General features: G+C 38.0%; 23 protein-coding genes, 1 other RNA gene and 2 pseudogenes. 14 read left to right on the forward strand and 12 right to left on the reverse strand.

Translation table 11 applies throughout. The features are described from left to right. Positions 1-173: 173 nt before the first annotated feature. The 5 genes from H4J46_RS05300 to H4J46_RS05320 all read left to right on the forward strand — a co-directional run bounded on the left by H4J46_RS05300 (position 174) and on the right by H4J46_RS05320 (position 4237). On the forward strand, positions 174-899 hold the full coding sequence (locus H4J46_RS05300) for a hypothetical protein (RefSeq protein ID WP_182232461.1): 726 nt from the start codon (positions 174-176) through the stop codon (positions 897-899). 21 nt (positions 900-920) lie between these two features. Further along, positions 921-1211 carry a hypothetical protein gene (locus H4J46_RS05305; RefSeq protein ID WP_182232462.1) on the forward strand — a complete coding sequence of 97 codons (291 nt, stop codon included), beginning with the start codon at positions 921-923 and terminating at the stop codon, positions 1209-1211. A 1076-nt stretch (positions 1212-2287) separates the two neighbouring features. Continuing rightward, positions 2288-2638: a hypothetical protein gene (locus H4J46_RS05310; protein ID WP_182232463.1), complete on the forward strand. Its 351-nt coding sequence runs from the start codon at positions 2288-2290 to the stop codon at positions 2636-2638. Positions 2639-3283: 645 nt separating this feature from the next. Next, complete coding sequence (locus H4J46_RS05315) at positions 3284-3691, forward strand: hypothetical protein (protein ID WP_182232464.1); 408 nt, start codon at positions 3284-3286, stop codon at positions 3689-3691. Between the two features lie 57 nt (positions 3692-3748). Further along, positions 3749-4237 (forward strand): hypothetical protein, encoded by a 489-nt coding sequence (locus H4J46_RS05320; RefSeq protein ID WP_182232465.1) that lies wholly within the window; start codon positions 3749-3751, stop codon positions 4235-4237. A 242-nt stretch (positions 4238-4479) separates the two neighbouring features. Here the strand turns inward: H4J46_RS05320 and H4J46_RS05325 are convergent. Beyond that, positions 4480-5014 (reverse strand): annotated as a pseudogene (locus H4J46_RS05325) (IS110 family transposase); the annotation flags it as partial. Between the two features lie 107 nt (positions 5015-5121). Between H4J46_RS05325 and H4J46_RS05330 the strand changes: the two are divergent. The 3 genes from H4J46_RS05330 (at position 5122) to H4J46_RS05340 (ending at position 8513) form a co-directional block, all read left to right on the forward strand. Further along, complete coding sequence (locus H4J46_RS05330) at positions 5122-5622, forward strand: GNAT family N-acetyltransferase (RefSeq protein WP_182232466.1); 501 nt, start codon at positions 5122-5124, stop codon at positions 5620-5622. Between the two features lie 259 nt (positions 5623-5881). Beyond that, the gene (locus tag H4J46_RS05335) at positions 5882-6586 is read left to right on the forward strand and encodes a DUF4386 domain-containing protein (protein ID WP_182232467.1); all 705 of its coding nucleotides are present in this window, start codon (positions 5882-5884) and stop codon (positions 6584-6586) included. Positions 6587-7169: 583 nt separating this feature from the next. Further along, on the forward strand, positions 7170-8513 hold the full coding sequence (locus tag H4J46_RS05340; RefSeq protein WP_182232468.1) for a ferric reductase-like transmembrane domain-containing protein: 1344 nt from the start codon (positions 7170-7172) through the stop codon (positions 8511-8513). A gap of 79 nt (positions 8514-8592) precedes the next feature. On the opposite strand, the pseudogene H4J46_RS17655 reads toward H4J46_RS05340, so the two are convergent. The 4 genes and pseudogenes from H4J46_RS17655 to H4J46_RS05355 form a co-directional block, all read right to left on the reverse strand. After that, positions 8593-8703, reverse strand: a pseudogene (locus H4J46_RS17655) (IS1595 family transposase); the annotation flags it as partial. Between the two features lie 211 nt (positions 8704-8914). After that, positions 8915-9523: a hypothetical protein gene (locus tag H4J46_RS05345; RefSeq protein ID WP_182232469.1), complete on the reverse strand. Its 609-nt coding sequence runs from the start codon at positions 9521-9523 to the stop codon at positions 8915-8917. A gap of 1223 nt (positions 9524-10746) precedes the next feature. Continuing rightward, a complete protein-coding gene (locus tag H4J46_RS05350; RefSeq protein WP_182232470.1) occupies positions 10747-11622 on the reverse strand; it encodes a sulfite exporter TauE/SafE family protein in 876 nt (291 codons plus the stop codon). Between the two features lie 28 nt (positions 11623-11650). After that, complete coding sequence (locus tag H4J46_RS05355; protein ID WP_182232471.1) at positions 11651-12124, reverse strand: hypothetical protein; 474 nt, start codon at positions 12122-12124, stop codon at positions 11651-11653. Between the two features lie 513 nt (positions 12125-12637). On the opposite strand from H4J46_RS05355, the gene H4J46_RS05360 reads away from it, so the two are divergent. Continuing rightward, positions 12638-12973 (forward strand): hypothetical protein, encoded by a 336-nt coding sequence (locus H4J46_RS05360; RefSeq protein WP_182232472.1) that lies wholly within the window; start codon positions 12638-12640, stop codon positions 12971-12973. Between the two features lie 1127 nt (positions 12974-14100). Further along, on the forward strand, positions 14101-14664 hold the full coding sequence (locus tag H4J46_RS05365) for an IS1 family transposase (protein ID WP_182232473.1): 564 nt from the start codon (positions 14101-14103) through the stop codon (positions 14662-14664). Between the two features lie 38 nt (positions 14665-14702). Here the strand turns inward: H4J46_RS05365 and H4J46_RS05370 are convergent, their stop codons facing one another. Both H4J46_RS05370 and H4J46_RS05375 read right to left on the reverse strand, forming a co-directional pair. Further along, a complete protein-coding gene (locus tag H4J46_RS05370) occupies positions 14703-15260 on the reverse strand; it encodes a hypothetical protein (RefSeq protein ID WP_182232474.1) in 558 nt (185 codons plus the stop codon). A 590-nt stretch (positions 15261-15850) separates the two neighbouring features. Next, positions 15851-16666: a hypothetical protein gene (locus tag H4J46_RS05375; protein ID WP_182232475.1), complete on the reverse strand. Its 816-nt coding sequence runs from the start codon at positions 16664-16666 to the stop codon at positions 15851-15853. 416 nt (positions 16667-17082) lie between these two features. Between H4J46_RS05375 and H4J46_RS05380 the strand changes: the two genes are divergently transcribed. After that, entirely contained in the window at positions 17083-18063 is a 981-nt protein-coding gene (locus H4J46_RS05380; RefSeq protein WP_182232476.1) for a transposase, read from the forward strand. A 435-nt stretch (positions 18064-18498) separates the two neighbouring features. On the opposite strand, the gene ssrA is transcribed toward H4J46_RS05380, so the two are convergent. Further along, positions 18499-18848: a transfer-messenger RNA gene (gene ssrA, locus H4J46_RS05385) on the reverse strand. 112 nt (positions 18849-18960) lie between these two features. Next, positions 18961-19443, reverse strand: a complete 483-nt coding sequence (smpB, locus tag H4J46_RS05390; protein ID WP_182136491.1) for an SsrA-binding protein SmpB — start codon at positions 19441-19443, stop codon at positions 18961-18963. Positions 19444-19594: 151 nt separating this feature from the next. On the opposite strand from smpB, the gene H4J46_RS05395 reads away from it, so the two are divergent. Together H4J46_RS05395 and H4J46_RS05400 are read left to right on the forward strand one after the other, a co-directional pair. Continuing rightward, positions 19595-20026 (forward strand): SRPBCC family protein, encoded by a 432-nt coding sequence (locus tag H4J46_RS05395; protein WP_182232477.1) that lies wholly within the window; start codon positions 19595-19597, stop codon positions 20024-20026. 50 nt (positions 20027-20076) lie between these two features. Further along, positions 20077-20418 carry an RnfH family protein gene (locus H4J46_RS05400; RefSeq protein WP_182232478.1) on the forward strand — a complete coding sequence of 114 codons (342 nt, stop codon included), beginning with the start codon at positions 20077-20079 and terminating at the stop codon, positions 20416-20418. 257 nt (positions 20419-20675) lie between these two features. Here the strand turns inward: H4J46_RS05400 and H4J46_RS05405 are convergent, their stop codons facing one another. From H4J46_RS05405 to nadK, 3 genes are all read right to left on the reverse strand, one after another. Beyond that, positions 20676-21023 carry an outer membrane protein assembly factor BamE gene (locus tag H4J46_RS05405; RefSeq protein WP_182232479.1) on the reverse strand — a complete coding sequence of 116 codons (348 nt, stop codon included), beginning with the start codon at positions 21021-21023 and terminating at the stop codon, positions 20676-20678. 105 nt (positions 21024-21128) lie between these two features. After that, positions 21129-22793 (reverse strand): DNA repair protein RecN, encoded by a 1665-nt coding sequence (gene recN, locus H4J46_RS05410; protein ID WP_182232480.1) that lies wholly within the window; start codon positions 22791-22793, stop codon positions 21129-21131. A gap of 175 nt (positions 22794-22968) precedes the next feature. Next, positions 22969-23850 carry an NAD(+) kinase gene (gene nadK / locus H4J46_RS05415; RefSeq protein ID WP_182232481.1) on the reverse strand — a complete coding sequence of 294 codons (882 nt, stop codon included), beginning with the start codon at positions 23848-23850 and terminating at the stop codon, positions 22969-22971. A gap of 185 nt (positions 23851-24035) precedes the next feature. On the opposite strand from nadK, the gene grpE reads away from it, so the two are divergent. Further along, positions 24036-24671: a nucleotide exchange factor GrpE gene (gene grpE, locus H4J46_RS05420; protein ID WP_182232482.1), complete on the forward strand. Its 636-nt coding sequence runs from the start codon at positions 24036-24038 to the stop codon at positions 24669-24671. The last annotated feature ends 598 nt before the right edge of the window (positions 24672-25269 follow it).

Consider the following 25269-nt stretch of genomic DNA (forward strand, 5'->3'; position numbering starts at 1 on the left):
AGTCGTGGTATTTGAAGTGGACTATGAAATGAAAGTGCACATTTAGACAGAGAATTGATAAAAAATATTGAGTCAATTTGAATGTGAATACTTAAAAATCAAGTGAAAATTGAAACCATAGTTAATATATTTATGGTAAATATATTAACTTAACAAAAATTAAAGGATTAAAAATGTCTCATCGAAATATTTTATTTTTATCTGTATTTATATTGCTTACTGGATGTGCTCAAGTACCCCAGTCATCTGTAACGTTATCTAATTCAATTTCTGATGATGTGGTGAGTATGCAGAAAGCCCATAAGAGTTTCATTAATTACTATTTTGATAACTTAGAAACGCAAGCTAATGAATTAATTAATAATAAATATCGACCTAGTTTGATACGTCAAATTATTGAATTGGATGTTCAAAAGTTTAAGACTCCAGATAAACAGCATCAATCGCTGTTTAATGCTATTCAGAAAGCATTTATTGATAATAAAAATTTAAGTCAAAATGAACTTAATACATCTCAATCTAATGCAATGCTTGGCATGCAGATATTCTACTCTAAGATTGATAAAAAGGTTGAGTTGGAGCGTAAACAGCTTATAGGGCCATTAAAAAAACAAAGGCGTCAACTACTGGGTAAAGTAGATAGTAATTACATTAACATAGTGAAAAAGAATGCTAGCATCACCGCCCTTTTAAATAGCGTTACAGATATTCATGAAACTCAGCAAAGTTTATTTGAAATGGTGGGTATCGAAGATAACATAAGAGTTGAGCTAGGAACTAAACTTACAACTTTTGCCGATGATATTGAAGAACTGCAAAGTAAAGTCGATAACGGCAGTTCGAAAGTAGAAGACGTTGAAGCAGCACTCACAAAATTTAAAAATTTAATCAATCAATAAATAATATAAAAGGAATTTACTATGACCGATTTTGACCCTAATTCATTTGCAGATATGATGGATGATTATATAGAAATTGCTGATGCAAATATCAAGCAAGAATATCAAAGAGAGCTTAATGCTTTGAAAGGTCTTTCAGAAAATAAAATTAATGAATTCGGAGGGGAAACCTCTCAAATGGATGATATTATTAAAGAAATAGAAAAAGCTAAAGAATCAAACCTTTCACAAGCAGAACTGATTAATAATATAACCATTTTAGGCAAAAGCACTTACAGCTTAGCTAAAAAAGTATCGGCATTGATACCATAATATGACAATGATTAAATATTGATCAGCGAAAAGCGTATGAAGTATTAACTATTGCTCACGACTATTAAACCAGAATATTTGAATCAATATAGAGCTAGAACTCACAGTTGGGATGATGTTACAGCTAGCGACGAAGTTACTATATGGAAATAGTTTGATTTGATGAAAATGGGGTTTTGTGTCTATGGTGAATGTACCTTAAGCAGTAAACATATAGAGCATTTCAAGACAAGGGATTCGACCCTAGCTCTTTATTTGAATGGTCTAACTTGTTTGGTTTGTGTGACGATAGAGGTCGTTGTGGACATTATAAAGATAGTCAAAAAGCCAAGCCATACGATATTTAAAATATTATCAAACCTGATTTAGACGACATAAATAAATTTCTACTCTTTCTAACCAACGGCAGGGTATCGGTGAGAAACGATCTGAGTCTACGTATGGAATTAAAGGCTAGAGAAACTAACAGAGTATTGAATTTAAACGGTGATACGACACTAGTCAAGAGGTGAAAAACATCCTTTAAGCAAATAAAACCTAATATAGACAATCTGTATCAATTGATTGAAGAACTTGATTATGAAGATTGGATTGTTTTATTAGAAGCTGAAATTCATGACTTAATAAATGATAAAGTGGAGTTTGAAACAGCCATGACGAATACCTGGTGTTTCAGTCAAGCATATGAATGAGTAAAGTAACTCTTATTGATTGAATATGATGATATTAAACTTTTAATTATCTACCATTAATTATTCAATTTTTTTATTTTTATAAATACACGCATAACAATTTTTGAAAACACTAAATTTAATGAATCCTCGTGTGGCTACATATACGCTATATCGTTAGCTGTACCTTTAAAATTGAGAATGGAGTCCCATAAAAGTGAAAAAAAAACGAATTGACAAAAACTATGCAAACTGAATTTGATAGTGAAGATATATTGTCAAACATATATAAAAACATAAAAGTGAAGATATTTTAGAGAAAAAATTCGCTACTTTAGTTGCAGCTTAAAGGACAAAAAATTAATTATTAAGCATAAAACTGCTAATAGAGCTTTAATTTCATTAATGATTTTAATTACCATTTTTACCGCAATTGCTGGCTACGAAATTGGTGTCGATTCAGCTTCAACTAATCCAATTTATTGGGGAGCCATTGCCATAATCCCTATGATTTTCTTTTATAACTTTGTAAAGGTTAACTATCAAGCACACTTAGTTTATGTACTATTAAGTATTACTCAATTTCCCCAGTCCCTAGATAACTTTGGCGCTGAGCTTGTTACGGATATTATTGGAGTAGCAATATCTATATTCTTAATCGTATTTGTTTGGTACTTAAAAAATAAGCTTTTCCCATACATGGGATTTTTTGGTGTAAAAAAGGATGCCAATGAGCAGTACACATTTGCAAGGTAAGGCTAACAAGTTGTTAAAGCAGAACAAATAACAGTTGGCTTTTGCTCCTGCGTCGCTTATTTTAGTCAACATATTATCAGCCCTTAAATGGGCGTTATGTGATTAAAATTGCTCATCAATCAACATTCAGTTTTAATAATTACTTCTTACTTCTTATTTCTACGTAATTTAAGTAACCATGAAGATTTATTCTTTTCAGCATCATAAAATACGGCCATGGTGAAAAAAAACATTAGTAGCAATATTGTGTGCGCAGCTAGGCTTATACCAAAGTAAATTATACTTCCAATGTAGATGGAAATAGCAAAACTCCACAATCCAGCTAAAATTGTCATAATATAAAATCTACTGATAGGGTCTGGTATATGTCTAATGGGATTTCTTTTAGAATCAAAGATATATTTATAGTAATCGTATATTCTAAGTGCAAATGCTTTCATAACATACTCTCTTATTTAAATTTCTTCATTTAATTATACGATTGAATTTAGCACTTGGATCTTAATTATATGACTAATATAGAGCTATAAATCACATAACAAGTTACTCAAACGGACGCTACACAGTTGGCTAGCACTCGTTCTTTTAATATTTTAGCCAACTATTTCGCGCCGCTTAGCAAGGCGCTAGCTGCTTAAGATAATTATGAATGAACTTGATATAGCCTTTAAATTAAACGACCAAATCATTACATTTTGGCAATTTTATGTTGCTGGAACTACAGGTATAGTTGGTTGGGTGTTTTCTAGGGAAAAAGCTTGGCCGAAACAAAAAAGGATTGCCGTCGGTGTCACTGCAATTATTTTTATAATATTCAGTTTCGTAGCGTTATATAAAACAATTAGTAATCTAACAAAAATTGTTGCACTGCTAAGTGATAAGGCATTTGAGCTAGCGTCAACAGGTATTAATGAAACTGTTTTTAAATTTGCACTTGAGCGTTTAGACCAAGGTGGTTTATTGTTAAATCTAGGTCCACACATATTAGTTGATTGTATTGTTCTCTATTTTATTTTCATATTATCTAAAACAGATCCATCAGCTAACAAGTAGCACCAACGGACTTGATAATCTGTCGTTGTGCTAAGCTTTAGGTAATAAGGAGATTACATGAGTATTCGAGAAGAATTAAAGGAAGAGTATTTATTTCTGCAACAAACATATGAAGACTTTGATAACCGGGCACTATTAATCAAAGGTTGGTGCATCACTATTTCATTAGGTGCTTTAGCACTAGGTTTTGATTCCTCAAAAGGTGGCTTTTCAACATCATTATTTCTCTTTGTCGCTGGTTCTGCATTATTATTTTGGCTAATTGAGGCAAAATGGAAGACATTCCAATATGCTAATGCCTATCGAATTCGTATTATCGAGGCTTATTTTCGAGGAGATGAAAACTATCAAAATATTGTGCCATTTCAAATTTATAATTCTTGGTTCAAAGCTTATTCTGAGGATCCACCAATACATAAATATGAAGCTACAAAAATTAGTAAAACTCCTTTGTCTCAAACGTTTAGTAATGCAATGCTACCCTTAGTTTTTACACCATATTTATTTATTTTTTTCGGTGGAGTTATAGGTGCAATTATTACTTAACAAGTAAATAAAGAGGGGGGAGATCACAAATTACAGTTGGTTTTTCTGTTCCGCTTCATATTTTAGTCAACTACAATTTACCTCTTAACAGGGCTACATGGACTCCCTTAGTCAAGCAATAGCATCTCTAACAACAAGAAGATCTGACAGCCCTACATTTGGTGTTTATTAGCTAGGCATAGCGTTTTCTGTCGTATTTGAGTATTTATTCATTTAAGCCTTTGCCATAAATCATTGAGTCATTCACGCGTAAGAAAGGGTAAATTATTTTTAGCATCCTCTAAAATACTACTGATGTTTTTTTGTGCAGGGTAACGACCTTTGGGCATGATGATGCCCAATTCAGACAATAAGCCTCGCAAACAGTTAATACCTGCGGTTCTGTCTTTGATTGCGCCTTGGTGAATACGATGTAAACACAGTACCGCTTGTTGCTCTTCGCTTTTGATACTGACAAAGCGTGTCTTGGTCTTGTTGCAGCCTCAAAAATGGCTTCAGCATCATTTGCTTCATTCTTTTAACTTTGTCGGTAGGGAATAACAAATTTTTAGGCCTGATACGCACGTCATGACCGAGCTTGATAAATTCTCTTGCCCAGTAATGTGCAACCGAGCAGGCTTACATAGCAATAATACAGGGTGTTAATTTAGCTATTTTGGCTAACAGTTTATTTCGTTTGATAGTTTTACGCAATTTGCACTTGTCATGTTCGTCAGTTCCGTGAATACTAAAAACTGACTTGGCTAAATCGATGCCAACGACTTTAATTAAGGACACATGGACTGACCTTTATTGAATTTTTTTAACAGCTTTCAATATGGCACATAGATGCTGATTAGTGGAGGAGTCTATATCATTCGTTATGTGCCAAATAGAGGTGGAACATGAAAGTACATTCAAGGCTGCTCAATGTAGCTGATTTTGAACAAATGAGAAAAATTTTACTTCGAGATGGGCCAAACGAGTGGAACTACATTACGAATGAAAGCATTGATCTACAGTTTCAGCTAATACGCGATGGAAAGGCGCTTGCGGTTTTAGCTGAAGATAATGAAATTACTGGGTTCGCGATTTTAATTTTTAAAGAGGCATGTCCTTCAACACTTAGTCAATACTCCGATTTATCAACAATAGCATACATTAATGATGTGGTAGTTAACATGAATTATAGTGGTAAAGGGATTGGAAGTACGTTATTACAAAAGGCAATTGAGTTGGCTCACAAAGGACAATGTGAAAAAGTATATATTGAACGCCACGAAGAAAACTTAGCATCCGCAGGTATGATGCGAAAAGCATCCTTTCAAATTGTTGAGACCTTTTATGACCCTCAGAAACGTACTTCTGGTTCAAGAAATACATCGTTGCTAGTCAGAAGTACATAACAATAATTTCAAGCGGGACTGCTAACTGTTGGCTTTTTCTTCACTCCGTTCACTTATTTTAGCCAACTCTATTTTGCCTCTTAAATAGGCGTTATGTCCAAATATGTTATACGCAGCATGTATTACTGATCAGGTATTACGAGAAGAGAATTATGGATGCAACTATTATTTTCCTCTTAGTGAGGCGTTAAGTGTTTGGTTCGTTTTGCTTTGAAGCCGATATGGCATCCCCTTGTCAATAAATTGAAGGATTCACTTGATGGACAATGATTCTGCACAGGATTTTTCTAATGGTCTAACGCAAAGAAACTCAGCCATAATCGCTGGGTTAGGTCTGCTGGTAATGGTTTTCGCAGCACCCATAGCAAATTTCTATTTCATGTCGCAAAGCGTTGTCAAAGGTGATATCGCTGCAACAGTCAATAGCTTGCAATCCAATGGAACTCCATTTGTAATTGGCACATTCTTGTTATTTGTTACTTATGTGATGGATATTATTGTCGCATGGGCTTTATTTTGGTATTTGCGTAAAGATCAAAGAGCGCTTTCACAATTGGTTGCGTGGTCTCGGCTTGTTTACACTGCGCTTGCTTTCGTTGGCCTATCTTCGAGTATTCTAGCCTACGACTTGGCTGTGAATCTGTCGGTATCAAATTTATTCAGCGAATCAGATATCCAAACTATGGTTTTTGCCCACCTGTCAGCGGCGAAATCGATGGAGTCGATGGCGCTGATGTTGTTTGGGGTTCACCTAGGTATACTCAGTATATTGTTATGGCGTTCTACCGTCACTCCGAGCTGGCTTAGTATTCCAGTGGGGCTAGCTGGCACGTCTTATATTGCTATGTATTTAGGCAAATACTTTGCTCCAGATGTTGATTTAGGCTGGTTAATTCTCTTTGCGCTAGGAGAACTCGTATTGATGGTTTGGTTACTTGCATTCGGTTGGCGTAAAAAAAGTTAGCCACACGCCGGTGTAAATATTCATTTAATAAGAAAAATTATAGGAATAAAAAATGGCGGGTAAAAAAACCTAGTATAAGAATATAAAGTTTTATTACCACCGAGAAAAAATCAAAGGGACAGTGTCGTTGATTATATAAATTAGCCTTCTATACCTAAATTTCTTTACTCTTTCATAGTGAGATTAAGGTGGCTAGTTTACCCCAATTGAATTTACCTGATATATCTCTAAATATTGTTTAGCGAGGGACTAATCGCCAACAATTTATGGAGTAAATTGAACAGTAAACCGGTAGACGTTCATCTCCTATATATTAAGAAAAACCCTACATCAGTAGATCTGTTTTCATTCCTTTTATTTTTTGTTTGCTAAAACAAGTTTGTGATCAAAGAATCACACAATTACAGCGTATAAAATTAGCGTGAAGATTCGAAGCTAACTAATAAGGCGAATGAGTTTGGAACTCATAATTTTCACCTTGATGCCTTTATACTCAGTTTGATAAAAGACATTTAAATCTCTTATGGCATAGCAAAACGCATACAGCCTCTGTTTTACATGTTGTAGAAAAGGTATTCTCCACATGAAAAATATCAAATTAAGCTATTTTATCATTCTGCTGTCCCTAACATTACTTTGGTTACTTGCAGACCCAATATTGTTTTCATCATATAAGTTTTTTCCGCTGAGAAAGTCTATGCTCAGTTACACCGGTATTGTGGCCATTGCTGTGATGAGTATTGGTATGATATTGGCCATTCGCCCTGTTATTATTGAACCTATGCTTGGTGGGCTTGATAAAACCTATCGTTTACATAAATGGCTGGGCGTAACAGCGCTTATTTTTTCAGTTTTACATTATCTATGGGCAATGGTACCCAAATGGTTAGTTGGCTGGGGGTTAATGGATAAGCCTGCTCGTCATAGATCAAATGAAGAAACGAACAGCCTATTGCTTTTTTTTAAAGAACAACATGGTCTTGCTGAATCTATCGGTGAATGGGCCTTTTATGCCCTGATATTATTTATGATTTTAGCCTTAGTTAAATGGTTTCCGTATCGATACTTTTTCAAAACGCATCGGTTTATCGCTATTATTTATCTATTTTTAGTTTTTCACTCGATCATACTCATGCAAGTTGATTATTGGGATGAGCCTATATCTTGGTTGACGGTATTATTAATGATTGGTGGCACTGTTGCTGCCTTTCTCTCCTTGTCACGAAAAATTGGCGTTTCTCGACGTTCTGTGGGCAACATCAACAATATAAACTATCACAGTGACAATCAAGTATTGGGTCTGAGTATTGATTTAGAAAATAGTTGGAGTGGACATCAGGCCGGACAATTTGCCTTTGTTACCTTTGATAAAGCAGAAGGGCCTCATCCTTTTACTATATCATCAGCATGGAAGAACGACGCTAGGATTGAATTTCTTATCAAAGGCCTAGGCGACTATACAAAAACGCTACCGAGTATTTTAAAAGTAGGAGACAAGGTTGAAATTGAAGGGCCTTATGGTCAATTTGATTTTAGTACCGGTAAACCTAGGCAAATTTGGGTTGCAGGAGGGATAGGTATTACACCATTTATCGCGCGTATTGAGGTTTTAGCAGCAAAAAAAACTGATAAAAAAATTAGTGAAGGTATAGATTTGTTTTATTGCACCCACGAACCTGACGAATATTTCATTAATGCGCTGAAACATTCTTCAGAGCTGGCAGGGGTAAAACTTCATGTTTTAGTCGCTAATAAAGACGGACTATTAAACACAGATCAAATATGCAAACTAGTACCCGATTGGCAAGATTCAACTATTTGGTTTTGCGGACCCAAAGAGTTTGGCAAAAAATTACGCGCAGGCTTCTTAAATAAAGGCTTTACAAACGATGACTTTCATCAAGAGTTATTTGATATGAGAGAGTGACAATTTTACTATCTGTTATTTACTAAACACCAATTAACGACCCTGTAACAAAATCTGTGTAACTACTTATCATTAATACCCATATAAGGTTTAGGATAGGCAGTGAATTGTATTGCTCTTCTGTTCCATAGTCCTTAAATAATTCAAGTAAACTATAAGCCTTTAGCTATTGAACCTGATTTTTACTCATGACTAATCACCTCAATTAATGCTTATATTAAATAGAGATTAATTTAAGTAAATCGTAGCTGTTGGTCATGGGTAATCAGGAAGAGCTTTGATCTCATTAGATTTTAGGCATAAAAAAAGAGGATCACAGCGTTTAATCTGTAATCCTCTTCAAGTTACCTCTTTCGCCTAACCTCTAACTAAGCTGGCGTTTAACCTTATTACATTTGATTTTAAGAGCATTCTTTGAGGTCATTATCAGTGTCATTATGAAGACCGTTATAAGAATGAGCAGAAGCACCACATTGACCTGCACCTGCGCCTAGCGTTAGTGTGGTCACATCAATATTCTCACCGTAACAAGCATTAGCACCCAGCGTTGCCGTCGTTCCCTTAATCTCTTTAGTCACAAACGCGCCAGCGGCCAATGTCATCGTTACTGTTCTCAGATTTCCAACGACAAATGAACCAGCACCCAGTACCGCTGATGCATTCACAATGATATCGCTACACGTGTATGCACCGGCACCCAGTGTCGCCGACGAGGCCGCTGTTGTGATACCTTTAATATACGCGTTCACGCCGAGTGTTACTGAGGATCTACGTGATTCTACAGCACCCTCTACAAAGGCGTCAGCACCTAGCGCCACTGTGGTTCCAGCGCTAACATCTTCAGTCACAAATGAGTTAGCACCCAGCGCGACAGTTGTTCCTGCATAAACTTCTCCATTCACGCCTCCATCTGCACCCACAGCGATAGTTGTTGTCGCACTCACGTCACCAGTCACTAGTGCTCCAGCGCCCAGGGCTAGAGTTGATCCAGCAACTATAATGCCTTCCACCTTTGCATCAGCGCCCAGTGCTATAGTCGTTTTCGATGTTACGTTTCCTATAATTTCAGCGTTGGCACCCAGCGCCACTGTTGAGGACGAATTTAGATTTCCTTTTAATTTGCCGTTTGCACCTAATATGGCTGAAGCTGAATCAAGTTCGTCTATAATGACTAGATAACCACTAGCAATATAAACGTCGTTAGAATTATCGGTTGCTTGGTCAAAACAGTTGTAGGTATTGTTTATGCTGTTCAGTCCGCAATGAGGTACAGAAACACCGTCAAAGTTAATGCTGACTGCATTTGCAGCTAGTGAGAAGGTACTTGCAATTAGCGTTACTATTAGTTGTTTTTTAAAATGCATTATTTGGTATCCTATAAATATAAAGCTGTTATTGTTATTGTTAAATAACCTGAATACCTTTATTCAGTAGGTAAGAGAATGCAGTATTTAGACCATGATATTAATATTTTTATTTATCAGCCACTTAGTTTAGTAATTAATAACAAACTCAATTATATAAACAATAAATACACCCTTTGTTATAAAGTTGTAAAAAATACTGGCAGTGATAGAGGATTTTATTAGCCAACTCGAGTTAATAGTCCATACTTGACCTTGCCCCGTCGCAGGGCTCCTCGCAATGACCGAGTCCCGTATGTTTCAATAAACTCTTTGTTATAAAGTTGTAAAAAATACTGACAGTTATGGCTAATTTCATTAGCCAACCCGAGTTAATAGTCCATACTTGACCTTGCCGCGTCGCAGGGCTCCTCACAGTGACCTAGTCCCGTATGTTTCAACATTTTTATCACTTATGTAAGTGACACTCGGGTCAAAGCCGTTGATAAATTTATAATTAACGCGGTGTTGCATATTCTCATACATCGTGACCACCTAATACTCTCTAAGCCGATCACCTAATACCATCCATCGAGAGCACTCAATACCATCGATGCCGATCACTTTTCGATCAAAATGGCATTGAGTAATTAGCTTGAATGGTAATGTTTGATTTTTTTACTTTTTGGAATATCAATGGGGTAATAGTCATTGATGATGACTATTACAATACTAAACTAGCTGTAAGGCTAATTTAGTTTAGATGAATTAGTGAATAATATGGCAAGACTTCGCGTTTAGAAAGTCATTAACTCCGACCTTATTAATAGCGATACCTCAGATACTGAAACGGGGGAGGGTTACTACTATTTTTTAGTTGGGTGTAAAAGCTATAGTTCAAGACCAACGAGGCCAATAACAACTAGCCAAAAAGCGAAAAAAAGCTTGAGCTTGGTCGCTGACAAATGAGTGACTAGTGTTTTAGCTAAAATACCGCCAATGATCGCGCCAGGGCCGGCAAACAAGACCACTTGCCAATACACCTGAAAATTAACCAGGGTATAATGCCAAATACCTGTCCAGACAGTGATTGCTGAAACAATAACCGCAGCAGAGACCGCCAAGCTAATATCAAAGCGGCGAAGAATTAAATAGACCGCCAGTAATTCACCCACGCCCACCGACAACCACGCTGTGATGGCGCCACCACTTAGGCCAATAACTGACAAGGCTAACCAGTCAAACCATTGAATTTGGCTACGTTCGCGTTTGGGCTTAATAGCGTAAACCGTTAAAATAATGGCGCAGCCTAATATTAACGAAAACCAGCTGAAGCTATGATGTAAGGATGAGGGAGATGCAATGCCAAAACCTTGAACGGCTCCAATACCGATTATGGCGGCAATACTGGTGATCACAATAATGCGTTTAAAACCTTGCCATAGACGCAGATCCGTTTTCTCAGTTTGATAGTGATTCCACCATGTTATTGCGCCCGCGGTCATTCCAAAACACTGGATAGCAAAGCTAGTGGCAACTGATTGAGTATCAGTGAAGCCTAATTCTTTGAACATGGGAATAAAAACGACACCACCGCCGGCTCCGGTTGCGTTGGCAAAAATAGCGCCTATTATTCCTAATAAGCTGAATAAGGCATAATCAATTAATTCAGCTATCTTAGCTGGGGCGAGATAAAGCCAAAGCAACCAGGTGCCTGAAAATAAACACATAAATTTTGCATTTGATAAACGGATAGGATTATTCATCTAGATGACAGTTGATGAATTAAAGTCATTAAATATCACCAGCGATAAAAGTGATCGTTGGTGTGGATAAACCGAGATTAAATACATGATTTTTGCCTAATATATGACTGTTCAGCCAAGTTTTTGAGGTCGCAGTCAGTGCTGAAATATCGCCCGACAAAATAGTGTTAGTTAAATAAAGATATTCGATGGAAATATTGAGCTTGTTGACGATTAAGCTAGTGTTAATTTTAGCGACTGTACTCAAGATGCGTCGTGCCAACCAGCAAGTCGCTTGGTAATAAACACTAATGGCTTTAAGTATACTTAGGTTAAACAAAAACCAAGCAGCGTATAGATTTATGTCAGTAAACAACACTAATAGTATGCCAAACAGCAACATAAAAGTAGCTTTAAAATAGGCTGGAAGTGAATGGTCGTAGGTGACAAGTTCACCAGAACAGTCAGCGTAATGAGCTTTGTCTGAGATAAACTTAGTCGGACAAGAAATGGGTGCAGTCATAATGCTCGCTGAAAACTGAAAACTGAAAACTGAAAACTGAAAACGCTAGTTTAGCGACTCCCTGTTGCTGATGGTAGTTATTTTCAATAAATGAGTCACTAAAGTTCTTTTACCCAATACTCTTGCTTATCAATGGGGTCAGAGTCATTGATATTTTAGTGCATGATGTTTTTGTAAATTTTAGACATAAAAAAACCGCAATTAAGCGGTTTTCTATCATAGCCTGTTGCCAAGCTATGGCCAAATCTAAAAGTTACTAGGTATAACTAATGGACTAAAAACGGTCTTTATTTTGGTGGGCGGGGGTCACCTTCGTTTGTGCTTTAACTTATTGATTATAATTGGATAGTTGTGTTTGTGTTCTAATTCTTGGTACTAACTGAGGTACTAAAAATAAAAGTCATGAGTCCTTTAAATAGGGGAAAAATAATAATTTCATTATTTTTTATTCAATCAATTAACTATGCTAGGTTTTACTTAAATACCTTATATAAAGGTAAAGCATGCTGAACAATGTTTATAAGGGAGCAGGGAAGTAAAGGAATTGATAAAAGTATAAACCCAAAGCCAAAAACTGACAAAAGAGATCAAGATGTATTATTTAGTCGAAGTGTCGTACCTGATAGTCTCGCCGTAGGCGTTAGTGATGCGACCACCGTCAGCCAAGCTGATGCTAATATAGTCATCGATAGTATCATCAACAGCGAGGGCAGCCTGCTTAGTAAGGATCATTTTGTTGTGGTTTCTACGTTTGATGAATTGCTTAGCACAATAAAAGATGCTGAAAAGGACCAAGATGCCGACAATGGTATAGGTGGTGTTCATTATAAAGGTAAACCTATTTGGTGATAGATAAGCTTTCTAAGCTTTAAAGATTAACTACTTTAATAAAAACCCAATCAAACTGTGAGCAGAGGCTTTAAAGGGTTAATTAAAAACCTGAGCTATCACGGCTCGCCCATCTGTTGATCATAGGGAGTAATCGAAGTCTCAGGATTTGAATACAAGTATATTAACGGTTGTAATAATAATCAACCATCTCATAACATTAGACATGGGTGAGTATTAATGCCAAATATGACTGTATTAAGCCCACTCATTCCATCCGTTTTTTTTCATCTCTGGACGCTAACTGATGCCACAAAGCCGACCTAATTTAACATTGAATTCATCACAACCAATAGTCCGCTTGGCCACCATTGCGGTCGTTCATCATCAAATTATTAATGCTAACTTTGTGCGCAAAGTTGACATAATGAGTTGAAAAAATTAATGTCTTTTTAGAGCGATAAACAGACGTTCAAATAATCCGTATGTTTTTAGATTTGTTGGTGTTATCGATTGATATGCTAATGGATGGCGATCCGACATTGGCACTTTGAAGTCTTTAACGCTTGATGAAAATAAGCCAAGTTTTGCATCCACTTGGGTTATTTTAGCTGGTGTATTTAGCTTTCTTTATGACAATTAATATTTTTATAGTTACGGTCTACGTTAGGTACACCCTAAATGGACTTGCTCAAAGTCTCAATTTTACAGTCCATTATTTAGGCCAAAAGTACCCACTTAAAATGGACTTTGGCAAAATCGGCAATTCAAAATGACTGGTTCATTATACGTTGTTTTTGAATAGATATTTTGACTGTCTCTATGGGTATACCCTATGTGGACTATAAAGCCTAAATAAAGATTTAACGGACAGCTAGCCGAACTAATCAACGAACGGCCCTAATTAGCAGATTGCGAACAGTGAAAGAATGTATCGTATGACTCCTTTGAGCGAATTATAGACGGTGGGCTAATTAGTTTTTCAACCACTAATGCCTATATCTTTGCACTATAAAGTCCCAGCATGCCGACAATAAAAAACACAACTATACTGTATATAAATGGCGCTGTTTGGCTTAGATGTTGTTATTGAATAAAAGCACTGTATGAACTACTGTATAGATGATTCATTAACAAGGCTAACTACCATGAATAAAGCAGATATTAGAGCGTTAGAAGCGCAACTCACCGAATTGCCTCATTCCCAGAAAAAATATTTTCTCAGTTTGTTATCACAGCTTATTGAATCTCAGGCGGCATCCTTTATTGATAGATCGTCAGACATCACATGTTGCCGCCATTGTACTAGCCCACAAATTAAAAAGTGGGGTAAATCAGCAGGTCTTCAACGTTATAAATGCAAAAATACCGAGTGTGGTAAGACGTTTAATGCGCTTACAGGCACTGCTTTATCTGGCCTTCGCCAAAAAGATAAATGGTTCGATTATCTCCAGTGTATGTTCGATAGCTTGCCTCTGAGAAAAGCAGCACAGAGAGTGAATATAGATTTAACCACTGCATTTAGATGGCGACATCGCTTTCTAACAGCCCCAACCAAGATACAAACTAAGAATGTTTCGGGGATAGTTGAGGCAGATGAAACCTTCTTTCTGGAGTCCTTTAAGGGTAAACGTACCATTGAGCACAGAAAACCCCTCAATTTTGGCAAACAGACTGGCGGGAAAAATTTTGGAGAATTGTTAGTATATTAACGGTTAGAGAAAAAGGTGGTTTATTCTACTTATACTTTTTAGTCGTTGGTGTTGTTAGTTGTTGGTGTTTTCGTATCTTCTGTCACGCCTACTTTATTAGTGGTTTCCATCTTATCGCCAATAGTAACTTTTGTACTGCGAGCTTCTATTGCCCAGTTCGCTTTAATAGTATCAAGAATCTTGTTATAGAGGACCAGCGCCTCTTCCTTGGTCAGGTCGTAGTTCTGGGAAAATTCGCATGTGCGAAAGAACAATTCTCGCGACAACAAAACTGTAGGCGTCCTCCCAGCCATTTCTACTTCCGCCGAATTATCACTTTCGTCGCCGGAATCTGCGCCATCACCCAAGTCCACTAATGACAAAGAAATATCGCCAGCCTCAGACTGGTTAAACGCCGCATCCGGTGGGGGCATCGCGCACGTAATATAATTGCTTTTATCGTCTCTAATAAACGTATGAGTAATTGATGAGGTCCCAGTAATTCGAGTGTTCGGAGTAATGTCCACTACTCTCGCTTCTGGTTCATAAAGGCTGGCGCATCCCGAAAGCGTTAGTGCGCCAATCACAACTGAGCTACCCAATATATATTTCGACATAACCTCACCCCACTCCTCAAAATACCTAGCATACATCACAATTTGTGACCTTCTCACAACACGCATCGTACACCAACGCCAGTTCAGCAATATTGTATCACTTGCATTTTTTCGCACACTTGTGATTAGGATCGATACCTGCTTGACTCGCCCAAGAGAGATGGCATTACAAAGCTGGCTCACACTCTTTGGCTATTTTTTCGCCGCGTCACTAACCAATACAGTAGTTGTCCACGCAACTTCACATGCCCTGTAAATAATTTCAGAATGGGGTTCAAATGCCGCACACCCTAGTAAACAGACTCGCGGTGTTGCGTAAACGGCGAGTCGAATTGTAATCATACTGATTACCTTGTCTTCATGCCCGCAACGCTACCGCCTGCAGTCGAGTGTGGCCTCGGCGTCCGCGTATTACTCAGCGCCAAGAAAGTCTGGATCTACCGGTACCGGCTCGCTCCGACCACTACTGAACGTGCCGCAAACAAGCAAGGCAAGCTGCGCCGAATCCGACTTGGTGACTGGCCACTCATGAAGCAAGGAGCAGCCGTCCATGAATTCATCAGGCACCACGACAACCGCAAGTCTGGGATTTAGTTTTTACCGCCGGCCATATACGCCTTATGGAAATTACTATTCCAAGAAAAACGTTGTCCGACGAGACCGCTCAACGATAGTGTGCCGCATGTATAAGGCTCGAATCCTGGCATAGCAGTAGGCGCCATATAATACATCGAGTAGCCGTCATCTACGAGGTATGAGTAATCATCGCCTTTTTTGTCTATTAGCTTGCGGTTGCCCGGGTTCCAAGTTGCAGTTATCGGGTCAGAAAGAAAAGGACTTGGTATTACTTGACCGGCAAATGAAAACGACATGTTCGCATCCATTTGATGCGATTTTTCTTGCTTATAGCTTGCTTGTGCAGCTGCTTCCATGCCCTTTCCCACGCCCTCGATTTCACCTTTCACTTGCGCAGAAAGTCCAAATTCACTATTTTGTGCGGAACTACTAAATTCACTATTTTGTGCGGAACCACTAGAGAGTTCCATTTGCACTCTGCCCGTAGGAATGGCCAATGAAATTTTTACCGTGGGGGGAAAACCACGGTGTTGCCAATTCTGATGAGGTACATTAACCATAGAACACCGAGGAACATAATACATATGTCGTACCCCTTCGATGTATTTTGTGGTTGCTTCAGACCCGACTTTCCACCCATGGTCAAACACCCAATAAAATAACGGAACAGCCGAGTTATTAACAAATAAATAGGTATCCGTACCCCCTGCATTTGCAGCAGAACCACTAGCCAGTAGCAGGGCCGTGGAAATGGCAGTCGAGATTCGGCGAAGCGATTTTGATTTTAGTTGACCCATATTAATCTTTTTTATTGATTTTAGTTGACTCATATTAATCTTCTTTAATTGTGTTGATCGAGCGGTGAACCTAGGTGAACCTAACATAGACATACCACAAAAAGCAAACGCGTAGCCAGACGGCTACAACATTGCATATGTTCCATTTTGGAACATATAGCACCAACAAGCCATTGCCCGATCGGCAAGTTTGAGCGAACAGGAGCCGTTCAAGCAATCTGTATACCTTTAAACTTTTTGATGTTGTCGGTTGGTATCCTAATGGCAAGTTTTCCGACAAAGCAGACATTAGCACTCAGAATTTTATAAGTGTATTTTGCGACCAAATCCAAACTTATTATGCCACCCATAATAACTTGTTGAACTTATTATGCCACCCATATTAACTTGTTCATATTTCAAACAATAAACTACACTTAATTTATTCTTTTATAAGTGTGGTGATAGTTATGCCTAAGCCTCGTTCACAACAAATTAGTTTAACTGATACGCCGTATTATCATATTTGTAGTCGAACCGTCCGCAAAGCCTTTTTATGTGGTGTTGATAAAGAAACTGGTGTCAGCTATGAGCATAGACGTCGTTGGATCGAAAAACGTATTTTTCAATTATCTCCGGTGTTTGCCATTGATATTTGTGCACATGCTGTAATGAATAATCACTTACATTTAGTACTTCATGTTGATAGTGAACAAGTTAAAAACTGGACTACGTTAGATGTACTTTCTCGTTGGCATAAGTTGTTTAAAGGCACCTTGTTGACCAGAAAATATCAGCGAGAACAACTATTAACTAAATTCGAATTGGAAATGGTTGAAGAAACAGCACAGGTCTATAAGGAACGCTTAATCGATATCAGTTGGTTTATGCGCGCTTTAAACGAGCCTATTGCTCGACAAGCGAATAAAGAAGACCAATGTACCGGCCACTTTTGGGAAGGGCGCTTCAAATCTCAAGCCCTGCTTGATGAAGGCGCTTTACTGTCCTGTATGGTTTATGTTGATTTAAACCCTGTTCGTGCAGGTATTGCTCCAACACCTGAAAAATCAAGTTTTACCAGCATCCAGCTACGTATCAAAGCGGCGATAAAGGGCGAGCAGCCTACAACGTTATTAGCCTTTACTGGCAATGAACATCAAGATAAAGTCTCAGGTATCAGCTTTAGCTTGAAGGATTATTTAACCCTCGTAGATGAAACAGGTCGCGTAATAAGAGAAGATAAACGTGGTGCTATCGATGCTAAAACCGCACAGATACTGTTAAGGTTGCACATCAACAATGAGAGTTGGTTAAAGCTCACCACAAACTTTGAAGGTATATTCACTGGTGCTGTTGGCACCGCAGAGCATTTGTGTGAATTTACTGCGCATGTTGGCTTAAAACGAGTACATGGCATCGTCAACGCCCAGGCTTGTTTGAATAGCGCTTAGTAAAACTATACCTTTTCATAAAAATCATCTACTTGCTTATAATTCATGATTTCCTGCAATAACAGTGGGATTGATAAGATAATGGCTCAGTTACTAAATTATTGAGCTTTTGACAGTATTAAAAGATCAGTAAATTAATGCTATTTTTTGTTATTGTTTTACAGAGTTATCGTGGGTGGCATAGTAAGCCCTCGCATAGTAAGCCCTTACTGATGGTAGGTGTTTTCAATAAATGAGTCACTAAAGTTCTTTTACCCAATACTCTTGCTTATCAATGGGGTCAGAGTCATTGATATTTTAGTGCATGATTTTTTTGTAAATTTTAGACATAAAAAAACCGCAATTAAGCGGTTTTCTATCATAGCCTGTTGCCAAGCTATGGCCAAATCTAAAAGTTACTAGGTATAACTAATGGACTAAAAACGGTCTTTATTTTGGTGGAGCGGGGGGGAATCGAACCCCCGTCCGAAAAGCCTACATCCTTGGTACTACATGCTTAGTCGATCATTTATTTAACCAATTGGACGCCAACCGACAGGCTTCGTCATGGTGAGCTTAATACTATTTCGCGGTTCAGCCTTAAGCGTGCTTCCCTCGCTATCCTATTTGGGGTGACCATCGATCCTCTAAACAATAGGAGAATTTTTGAGGCGATGGCTAGCCTAAGCGGCTAGTGCGAACGTTTCGTCGTTTGCAATTATAGTTTTGCGGCTTTTTACCAGGCAAACCGCCCCTGGGCATGCACCTCGGGTTTCATGAATCTCGTCGAATCCTAGATCCGCCCCAAAGGTTACTCTTTACTTCTTTTCTACTCTTTACTGCCATAGACTACTTAAGTCTATGAAACGCATTATACAACGCTTAGCTTAAATAGACAACGTGATATTTTTTAATCAATTATCTATCTAAGTTTCTATTTTTCATTAAACGGCCTTTATCTACTGCCCATTCTCGATCTTTAATGTCAGCACGTTTATCGTGGTCTTTTTTACCTTTGCCCAAATAAAACTCTAATTTAACCCAACAAGCTTTCCAATACATTGCGGTGGCAATTAAGGAATAACCATCACGCTCTACAGCGGCAATAATTTTTTCTAGCTCTCGACGGTTTAATAGTAATTTTCGGTCACGGTTAGGATCACAAACCACGTGACTAGAAGCGGCGTTAAGCGGCATTATTTCAGCGCCAAGTAAATAGGCCTCACCATTTTTTATGTGTACGTAACAGTCAGATATATTTACCTTACCGCTGCGTATACTTTTAATTTCCCAGCCCTGTAAGCTCATTCCGCCTTCAAACTTATCAGTTAGGGTATAGTTATGACGTGCTTTTTTATTTAGAGCAATAGTATTGCTGCTTGATTTCTTTTTCTTTGCCATTATATTTCCATTTTGTTTGCTACCAAAAATAGCAATCATCAACATTATACGGAGTATTGCCGTTATTTAAATGGCTTATTTATCATTTCTCACTTTAATGCGTTTTTAAAAGACATTTGCTATGATAGCGCCCTTGAGAATTGGAGGGTGAATGCCAAACATAAGTCGTAGTGCATTAGTGATGCACAGTGTAGAAGACATGTATTATTTAATTAATGATGTGATTGCCTACCCAAAGTTTTTACCTAATTGTAGTGATAGTAAAATAGTTGCTCAAGACGAACATAGTATGACCGCCGCGATATTAGTTTCTAAAGGTGGTCTGAAAAAGTGGTTTACCACGCAGAATGTACTCATTAGTAACCAAGAAGTTAAAATGAGTCTAGTTGATGGGCCTTTTAAGTATCTTGTGGGTGGTTGGCAATTAAAAGCCTTATCTGATGATGCCTGTAAAATCGAATTGTCCTTAGATTATGAATTTTCTAATAAAATGTTTGATTTGGCTTTTGGTCGAGTATTTAATAATTTAGCCAATAATATGGTGCAAGCGTTTACTCAGCGAGCAAAAGAAGTATACGGTTAGTAATATCAGCTGTGTATTAATAGAGTTACATTAACACGAGCGAATAGGTTATGAGTGAAGAAATTAATATGCAAGCCCCACTCGAGATTGAGGTGGTTTATGGCACACCGGCACGACAGGAGATTATTAGCTGTACTGTTGAGCCTAACACCACGTTAGAGCAAGCGATTTTAGCTTCGGGCATAGTTGAAGAGTTTCCTGAAATAGATTTAGCCGTTAATAAGGTGGGTATTTGGAATCGCTTAGCTAAGTTAACCGATACGGTGAAAGACTTAGATCGTATTGAAATTTACCGTCCGCTGCTTGCTGATCCAAAAGAAGTGCGTAAACGCAGAGCAGAAAAAGCCAAAGAAGAAGGTCGGGCTAATAAAATTACTGGCGGTCGGGTTTAGCCACGCTGAGGTAATACCGGCGAGAGTTAATTTACTATCTTGGTATATGACTTAGCCTGACTTAGCTAGGTAATTTATTAAAAATTGAGCAATAAAAAAGCATGTCCTAAAATAGACATGCTTTATGTTCAGGATGAACCTTATATCAAGTTCACATGGAAGTTCCTAGCCCTTAATGGCTGCACTGCATTAGCACATCCTTGAAGGTCAATGTGAAAGAGTGATGATGTTCAAAAACAACTAACCGCTAGTTAGCCCTAATTAATCATAGGCACGTTATAGCTTTCGGGTAATTTAAAATCACCTTCAGCATCAACAACCTTGTTGTTATCAAAGGTAATGGTAAATTGTCTTTTTGCGTTTAATTCGTCGCTTCGACCTGATTTGAAACTATAAACATAATGCCAAATATCTTTATTAAACGCGCCTTCAACAACAGGGCTACCTAATACAAACTTAACTTGTTCTTTTGTCATACCAATTTGAAGTTTGTCGATATCTTTTTGCTCTAAATAGTTTCCTTGTGGAATATCTATACGATAAACCCAGCTAGAACAGGCAGAAACAGACAAGGCGATTACAATAGCTAATACTCGAAAAAACATGTTAATTATAATTATCCTTTATAGTTTGAATGGGGATAATAGCGAAGCGGGCTAACAGATACAAAATAATTCTTAGTTTATTTTACCCGCTTGTTGATCTTTGCTTTATCCGGCCAGTAATTCTTGCGCGTTAGCTAGGCTATTTTCGGTAATTTTATCACCAGCCAGTAAGCGAGCAATTTCTTGGACGCGGCCATTGCTAGAAAGTTCAGTTACTGTGGTTTCTGTATGTTCACCATCGGTTAACTTAGCGACAAATAATTGTTGATGACCTTTACTGGCCACTTGCGGTAAGTGAGTTACACAAATAACCTGGGTATTTTTTGCTAGTTGTTTCAACTTGCTACCTACCATAGCAGCGGTTGGACCACTGATACCCACATCAACTTCATCAAATATTAAGGTAGGGGTAATAATTTTATCCGCCAGAATAACTTGCATCGCTAAGCTGATACGAGACAGTTCACCACCGGAGGCAACTTTATTCATCGCTTCTAACGCTTGTCCTGGGTTTAAACTTGCTAGGTAACTAACGCTGTCATTACCGTTAATAGATAAGTTTTCGCTTTTATCTTGGCAAATATCGATGAAAAACTTGCCATACGGCATGTTAAGTTCTGCCATGCTTTTGGTGATCATTTTACTTAATTTAGTGGCTGCTTTTTTTCTTGAATCAGACAAAATCAGTGCAGCCTGTTGATATTTTTGTTTTGCCGCCTCTATATCATCTTTAATTTGGTTTAAACGTGTTTCATCAGAGCTAAATAGCTGTAGCTCTTGTAACAGCTGTTGATGAAAGTTTGCTAATGAGCTTGCCGGTACTTGATGTTTTTTTGCTAGCAGCACAGCGGTTGAATAACGCTCTTCTATTAAAGTATAAGCTTGTGGGTCAAGTTCTAAACTTTCATAATAATGTTTAATTTCTTGGCTAGCGTCTTCAACTTGAATTAAGGCTTCGTTAAGCTGCTCTGCTATGGCTTTTAATGTTGGGTCATAGTTACCTAAAGCGGTAATTTGCTCGGTACTATGTCGTAGGCCATCAACAACGTTAAATTGTTCATCTTCAGATAATTGTTGAACAGCAATTAAGGTTTCATTGAGGATGTGTTGACCATTACTTTGGCGGTTATAGTCAATTTCCAAGCTTTCAAATTCATCAGGTTGTAATGAAAATTCATCTAATTCGTTTACTTGGTACTGTAACAATTGCTGTTTGGCTTCACGTTGTAGTTTGCTTTCTTGCAACAGTTTGGCTTCTTGGCTAAGTTCACGCCATTGATGGTAATAATATTTAACTTCATCTAATAAGTGCTGGTGGCTGGCATAAGCGTCAAGAATATTGCGTTGTTCAGCGGGTTTAACGAGAAGTTGATGGTTATGCTGACTGTGGATGTTGATCAGTAGTTGTCCAATTTCTTTGAGTTGCGTTAAAGGTACTTGGCTACCATTAATATAGGCTTTTGAGCGGCCTTCAGCAGAAATAACCCGACGCAGAATACATTCGTTATCGAGCAGCATATCATTGTTTTTTAACCATTTTTTTGCTCGTTTGTTATTGCGGGTATCAAAGGTGGCAGCTAATTCGGCTTTCGCGCAATTAGGTCTAACGACGTTGGTTACCGCCCTATCACCTAAGCAAAGCCCTAAGGCGTCAATAGCAATAGACTTACCTGCACCGGTTTCGCCGGTAATGGTAGTCATGCCTTGCTGCCAATCAATGTCGAGTGAACGCACAATGGCAAAATTTTGAATGTTGAGCTGCAATAACATAGTCGCCTCACTGTCTTTATCGCAACGTTATATTGGATAAAGAGTTAATACCTATTGGTATAGTAACCAAAAAAACCAGATACTGTTAATTTATACAGTATCTGGTTTTTATTCAAGCTATGTTTGCAACTTTATTTATATTTCGACATTCTACCCATCGCAGGTTTAAGCAATATCAGTAGAGTTTATGACCCCAACCTAATTTATTTCTTAGTACATTAAAGTAGTTATGATCAAGTGGGTGTACTAGGCGTAAAGTAAATTCACTTTTTTTAATGATCACTTCATCACCGGGCATAACAGCTAAGATTACATGGCCATCGCAGCTAACCTGCAAGTTTTCATAGTTTTCATTGGCCAGTTTTAGTTTGATTTCGCTGTTACCGTCGACCACAATAGGTCGACTAGTTAACGTATGAGGAAACATAGGCACCAAGGAAAGGGCATTTAAATTGGGGGTTAATATTGGACCACCCGCTGACATAGAATACGCGGTTGAGCCGGTCGGCGTCGAAACAATTAAACCATCAGAGCGCTGGCTAAACATAAAGCTGCCATCGATATAAACTTCAAATTCGATCATGCTGGCAACTTTACCCGCATGCAGTACCGCTTCGTTCACCGCACTGTTTGAGCTTTTAAGTTTGCCGTGGCGATAAACTTCAGCCTCGATAATAAAGCGTTGTTCAGCGCGAGATTCACCTTGTAAAATGGCTTCAAGCGGCGCGATTAAATCATCAGGTGATAAATCGGTAAGAAAACCTAAATTGCCACGGTTAACTCCAATAACACCCACATTGTAACAAGCTAAAACTCTCGCTGCCCCTAACATATAGCCGTCACCACCAATAACAATAGCCAGATCAGCCTGCTCGCCAATACTGGTAAGTGACGCCATGACAATATTTTCAATATTAATAGTTTGGGCCACAGAGCTTTCTACCAGCACTCGATAGCCTTGCTGCGATAAATATTGATGTAAAGCTGCTATGGTTGAGCTGGCACCTTCATGGTTAGGTTTACCAATTAAGCCAATAGTGCGGTATAAATTACTCATACGGTGCTTATAAATATGTAATGTAATTGAGAACTATCAGCAGTTTCGCGCTATTTTGCTCGCTTGTAAAGTTGACTTTTTTTTAAATGATTTACTTTTGTGCTTGAATCATAAAAACAAACCCCCATAATTAGCATTATTATATTTACCTATTTTGAAATTTAAGAACTACTTTGGAGTTTTTCATGGCCAACGAGTCAACAGAGAATAAAAGTGCTGAAGATATTTTAGCAGACAAATTAGCCGCTGAAATTATTGAGGATGCAGAAGAGCAAGTTGAAGTTGAACTTGACACCGCAGTCGAAAATATCAGTGCTGAGCAAGAAAAAATAAACGAGCTTGAACTCGCATTAGCTACGGCTAAATCAACGGTTGCCGATCAAAAAGACTCAGTCATTCGTGCGAAAGCAGAAGTTGACAATGTTCGTCGCCGTGCGTCACAAGACGTTGAAAAAGCACGTAAGTTTGCTTTAGAAAAATTTGCTGCTGAAATGTTAACAACAGTAGACAACCTAGAGCGAGCATTACAAAATATTGATAAAGATGACGAGACTAATACGGCTATTATCGAAGGTATTGAGTTAACTTATCAAGGTTTGTTAGCCTCGTTAGAGAAATTTTCGATTCAAGCGATTGATCCACAAGATCAACCATTTAACCCTGAATTGCATCAAGCGATGTCAATGCAAGAAGTTGAAGGTGTTGCGCCTAATACCGTTATTGCCGTTATGCAAAAAGGTTATGAGTTAAACGGTCGTTTAATTCGCCCAGCTATGGTGATGGTGTCAAAAGCTAAACCTAGTGTTGATACCACCGCGTAATTTTCATTATTCGGTCATTTTGCACGACAAGAAAAGCCAAACAAATGTTTGGCTTTTTTATATGCACGATTTTATTTTTTAGGTACAAAAAAAGTGCCCAAAGTCACCTTATTACCCGCCCAAACCAAAATACTCACCTGTCCAAATTCACATTATTACCTATCCAAATTCACATTATTACCTGGCGAAATTCACACTATCACTTGTAGGGTGGACTTCAGTCCATCAAGTTAAATGAAATTTAACCATCTTCAAAGAAACGCCGAAAAAAATGATACCCGTTGCAGGTGTTTGTTTACCCATCAGATTAATCGCCAGCTTAACGGTTGTCAGACTAAAGTCCGACCTACAAAAAATCAAAAAAAATCCGAAGAATCACAAAAATCTCCCAACCCAAGATTCTCATTCGCAGAGTTTATATAGCTTCAACGTAGGCTCTTTGTAGGGTGGACTTCAGTCCATCAAGTTAAATGAAATTTAACCATCTTCAGCATAAATACCGAAAAAAATAATATCCGCGATAATTGTTTATTAACCCATCAGATTAATCGCCAGCTTAACGGTTGTCAGACTAAAGTCCGACCTACAAAAAATCAAA

Source organism: Colwellia sp. MB02u-6 (genome assembly GCF_014077095.1).
Taxonomy (GTDB): domain Bacteria; phylum Pseudomonadota; class Gammaproteobacteria; order Enterobacterales; family Alteromonadaceae; genus Cognaticolwellia.

What these genes read in the sequence shown, in the direction of transcription:
- H4J46_RS05300 (WP_182232461.1), top strand. Translation starts at nt 174, where the DNA reads ATGTCTCATCGAAATATTTTATTTTTATCTGTATTTATATTGCTTACT.
- H4J46_RS05305 (WP_182232462.1), top strand. Translation starts at nt 921, where the DNA reads ATGACCGATTTTGACCCTAATTCATTTGCAGATATGATGGATGATTAT.
- H4J46_RS05310 (WP_182232463.1), top strand. Translation starts at nt 2,288, where the DNA reads ATGATTTTAATTACCATTTTTACCGCAATTGCTGGCTACGAAATTGGT.
- H4J46_RS05315 (WP_182232464.1), top strand. Translation starts at nt 3,284, where the DNA reads ATGAATGAACTTGATATAGCCTTTAAATTAAACGACCAAATCATTACA.
- H4J46_RS05320 (WP_182232465.1), top strand. Translation starts at nt 3,749, where the DNA reads ATGAGTATTCGAGAAGAATTAAAGGAAGAGTATTTATTTCTGCAACAA.
- H4J46_RS05330 (WP_182232466.1), top strand. Translation starts at nt 5,122, where the DNA reads ATGAAAGTACATTCAAGGCTGCTCAATGTAGCTGATTTTGAACAAATG.
- H4J46_RS05335 (WP_182232467.1), top strand. Translation starts at nt 5,882, where the DNA reads ATGGACAATGATTCTGCACAGGATTTTTCTAATGGTCTAACGCAAAGA.
- H4J46_RS05340 (WP_182232468.1), top strand. Translation starts at nt 7,170, where the DNA reads ATGAAAAATATCAAATTAAGCTATTTTATCATTCTGCTGTCCCTAACA.
- H4J46_RS05350 (WP_182232470.1), bottom strand. Translation starts at nt 11,622, where the DNA reads ATGAATAATCCTATCCGTTTATCAAATGCAAAATTTATGTGTTTATTT.
- H4J46_RS05355 (WP_182232471.1), bottom strand. Translation starts at nt 12,124, where the DNA reads ATGACTGCACCCATTTCTTGTCCGACTAAGTTTATCTCAGACAAAGCT.
- H4J46_RS05360 (WP_182232472.1), top strand. Translation starts at nt 12,638, where the DNA reads ATGTTTATAAGGGAGCAGGGAAGTAAAGGAATTGATAAAAGTATAAAC.
- H4J46_RS05365 (WP_182232473.1), top strand. Translation starts at nt 14,101, where the DNA reads ATGAATAAAGCAGATATTAGAGCGTTAGAAGCGCAACTCACCGAATTG.
- H4J46_RS05370 (WP_182232474.1), bottom strand. Translation starts at nt 15,260, where the DNA reads ATGTCGAAATATATATTGGGTAGCTCAGTTGTGATTGGCGCACTAACG.
- H4J46_RS05375 (WP_182232475.1), bottom strand. Translation starts at nt 16,666, where the DNA reads ATGAGTCAACTAAAATCAATAAAAAAGATTAATATGGGTCAACTAAAA.
- H4J46_RS05380 (WP_182232476.1), top strand. Translation starts at nt 17,083, where the DNA reads ATGCCTAAGCCTCGTTCACAACAAATTAGTTTAACTGATACGCCGTAT.
- smpB (WP_182136491.1), bottom strand. Translation starts at nt 19,443, where the DNA reads ATGGCAAAGAAAAAGAAATCAAGCAGCAATACTATTGCTCTAAATAAA.
- H4J46_RS05395 (WP_182232477.1), top strand. Translation starts at nt 19,595, where the DNA reads ATGCCAAACATAAGTCGTAGTGCATTAGTGATGCACAGTGTAGAAGAC.
- H4J46_RS05400 (WP_182232478.1), top strand. Translation starts at nt 20,077, where the DNA reads ATGAGTGAAGAAATTAATATGCAAGCCCCACTCGAGATTGAGGTGGTT.
- H4J46_RS05405 (WP_182232479.1), bottom strand. Translation starts at nt 21,023, where the DNA reads ATGTTTTTTCGAGTATTAGCTATTGTAATCGCCTTGTCTGTTTCTGCC.
- recN (WP_182232480.1), bottom strand. Translation starts at nt 22,793, where the DNA reads ATGTTATTGCAGCTCAACATTCAAAATTTTGCCATTGTGCGTTCACTC.
- nadK (WP_182232481.1), bottom strand. Translation starts at nt 23,850, where the DNA reads ATGAGTAATTTATACCGCACTATTGGCTTAATTGGTAAACCTAACCAT.
- grpE (WP_182232482.1), top strand. Translation starts at nt 24,036, where the DNA reads ATGGCCAACGAGTCAACAGAGAATAAAAGTGCTGAAGATATTTTAGCA.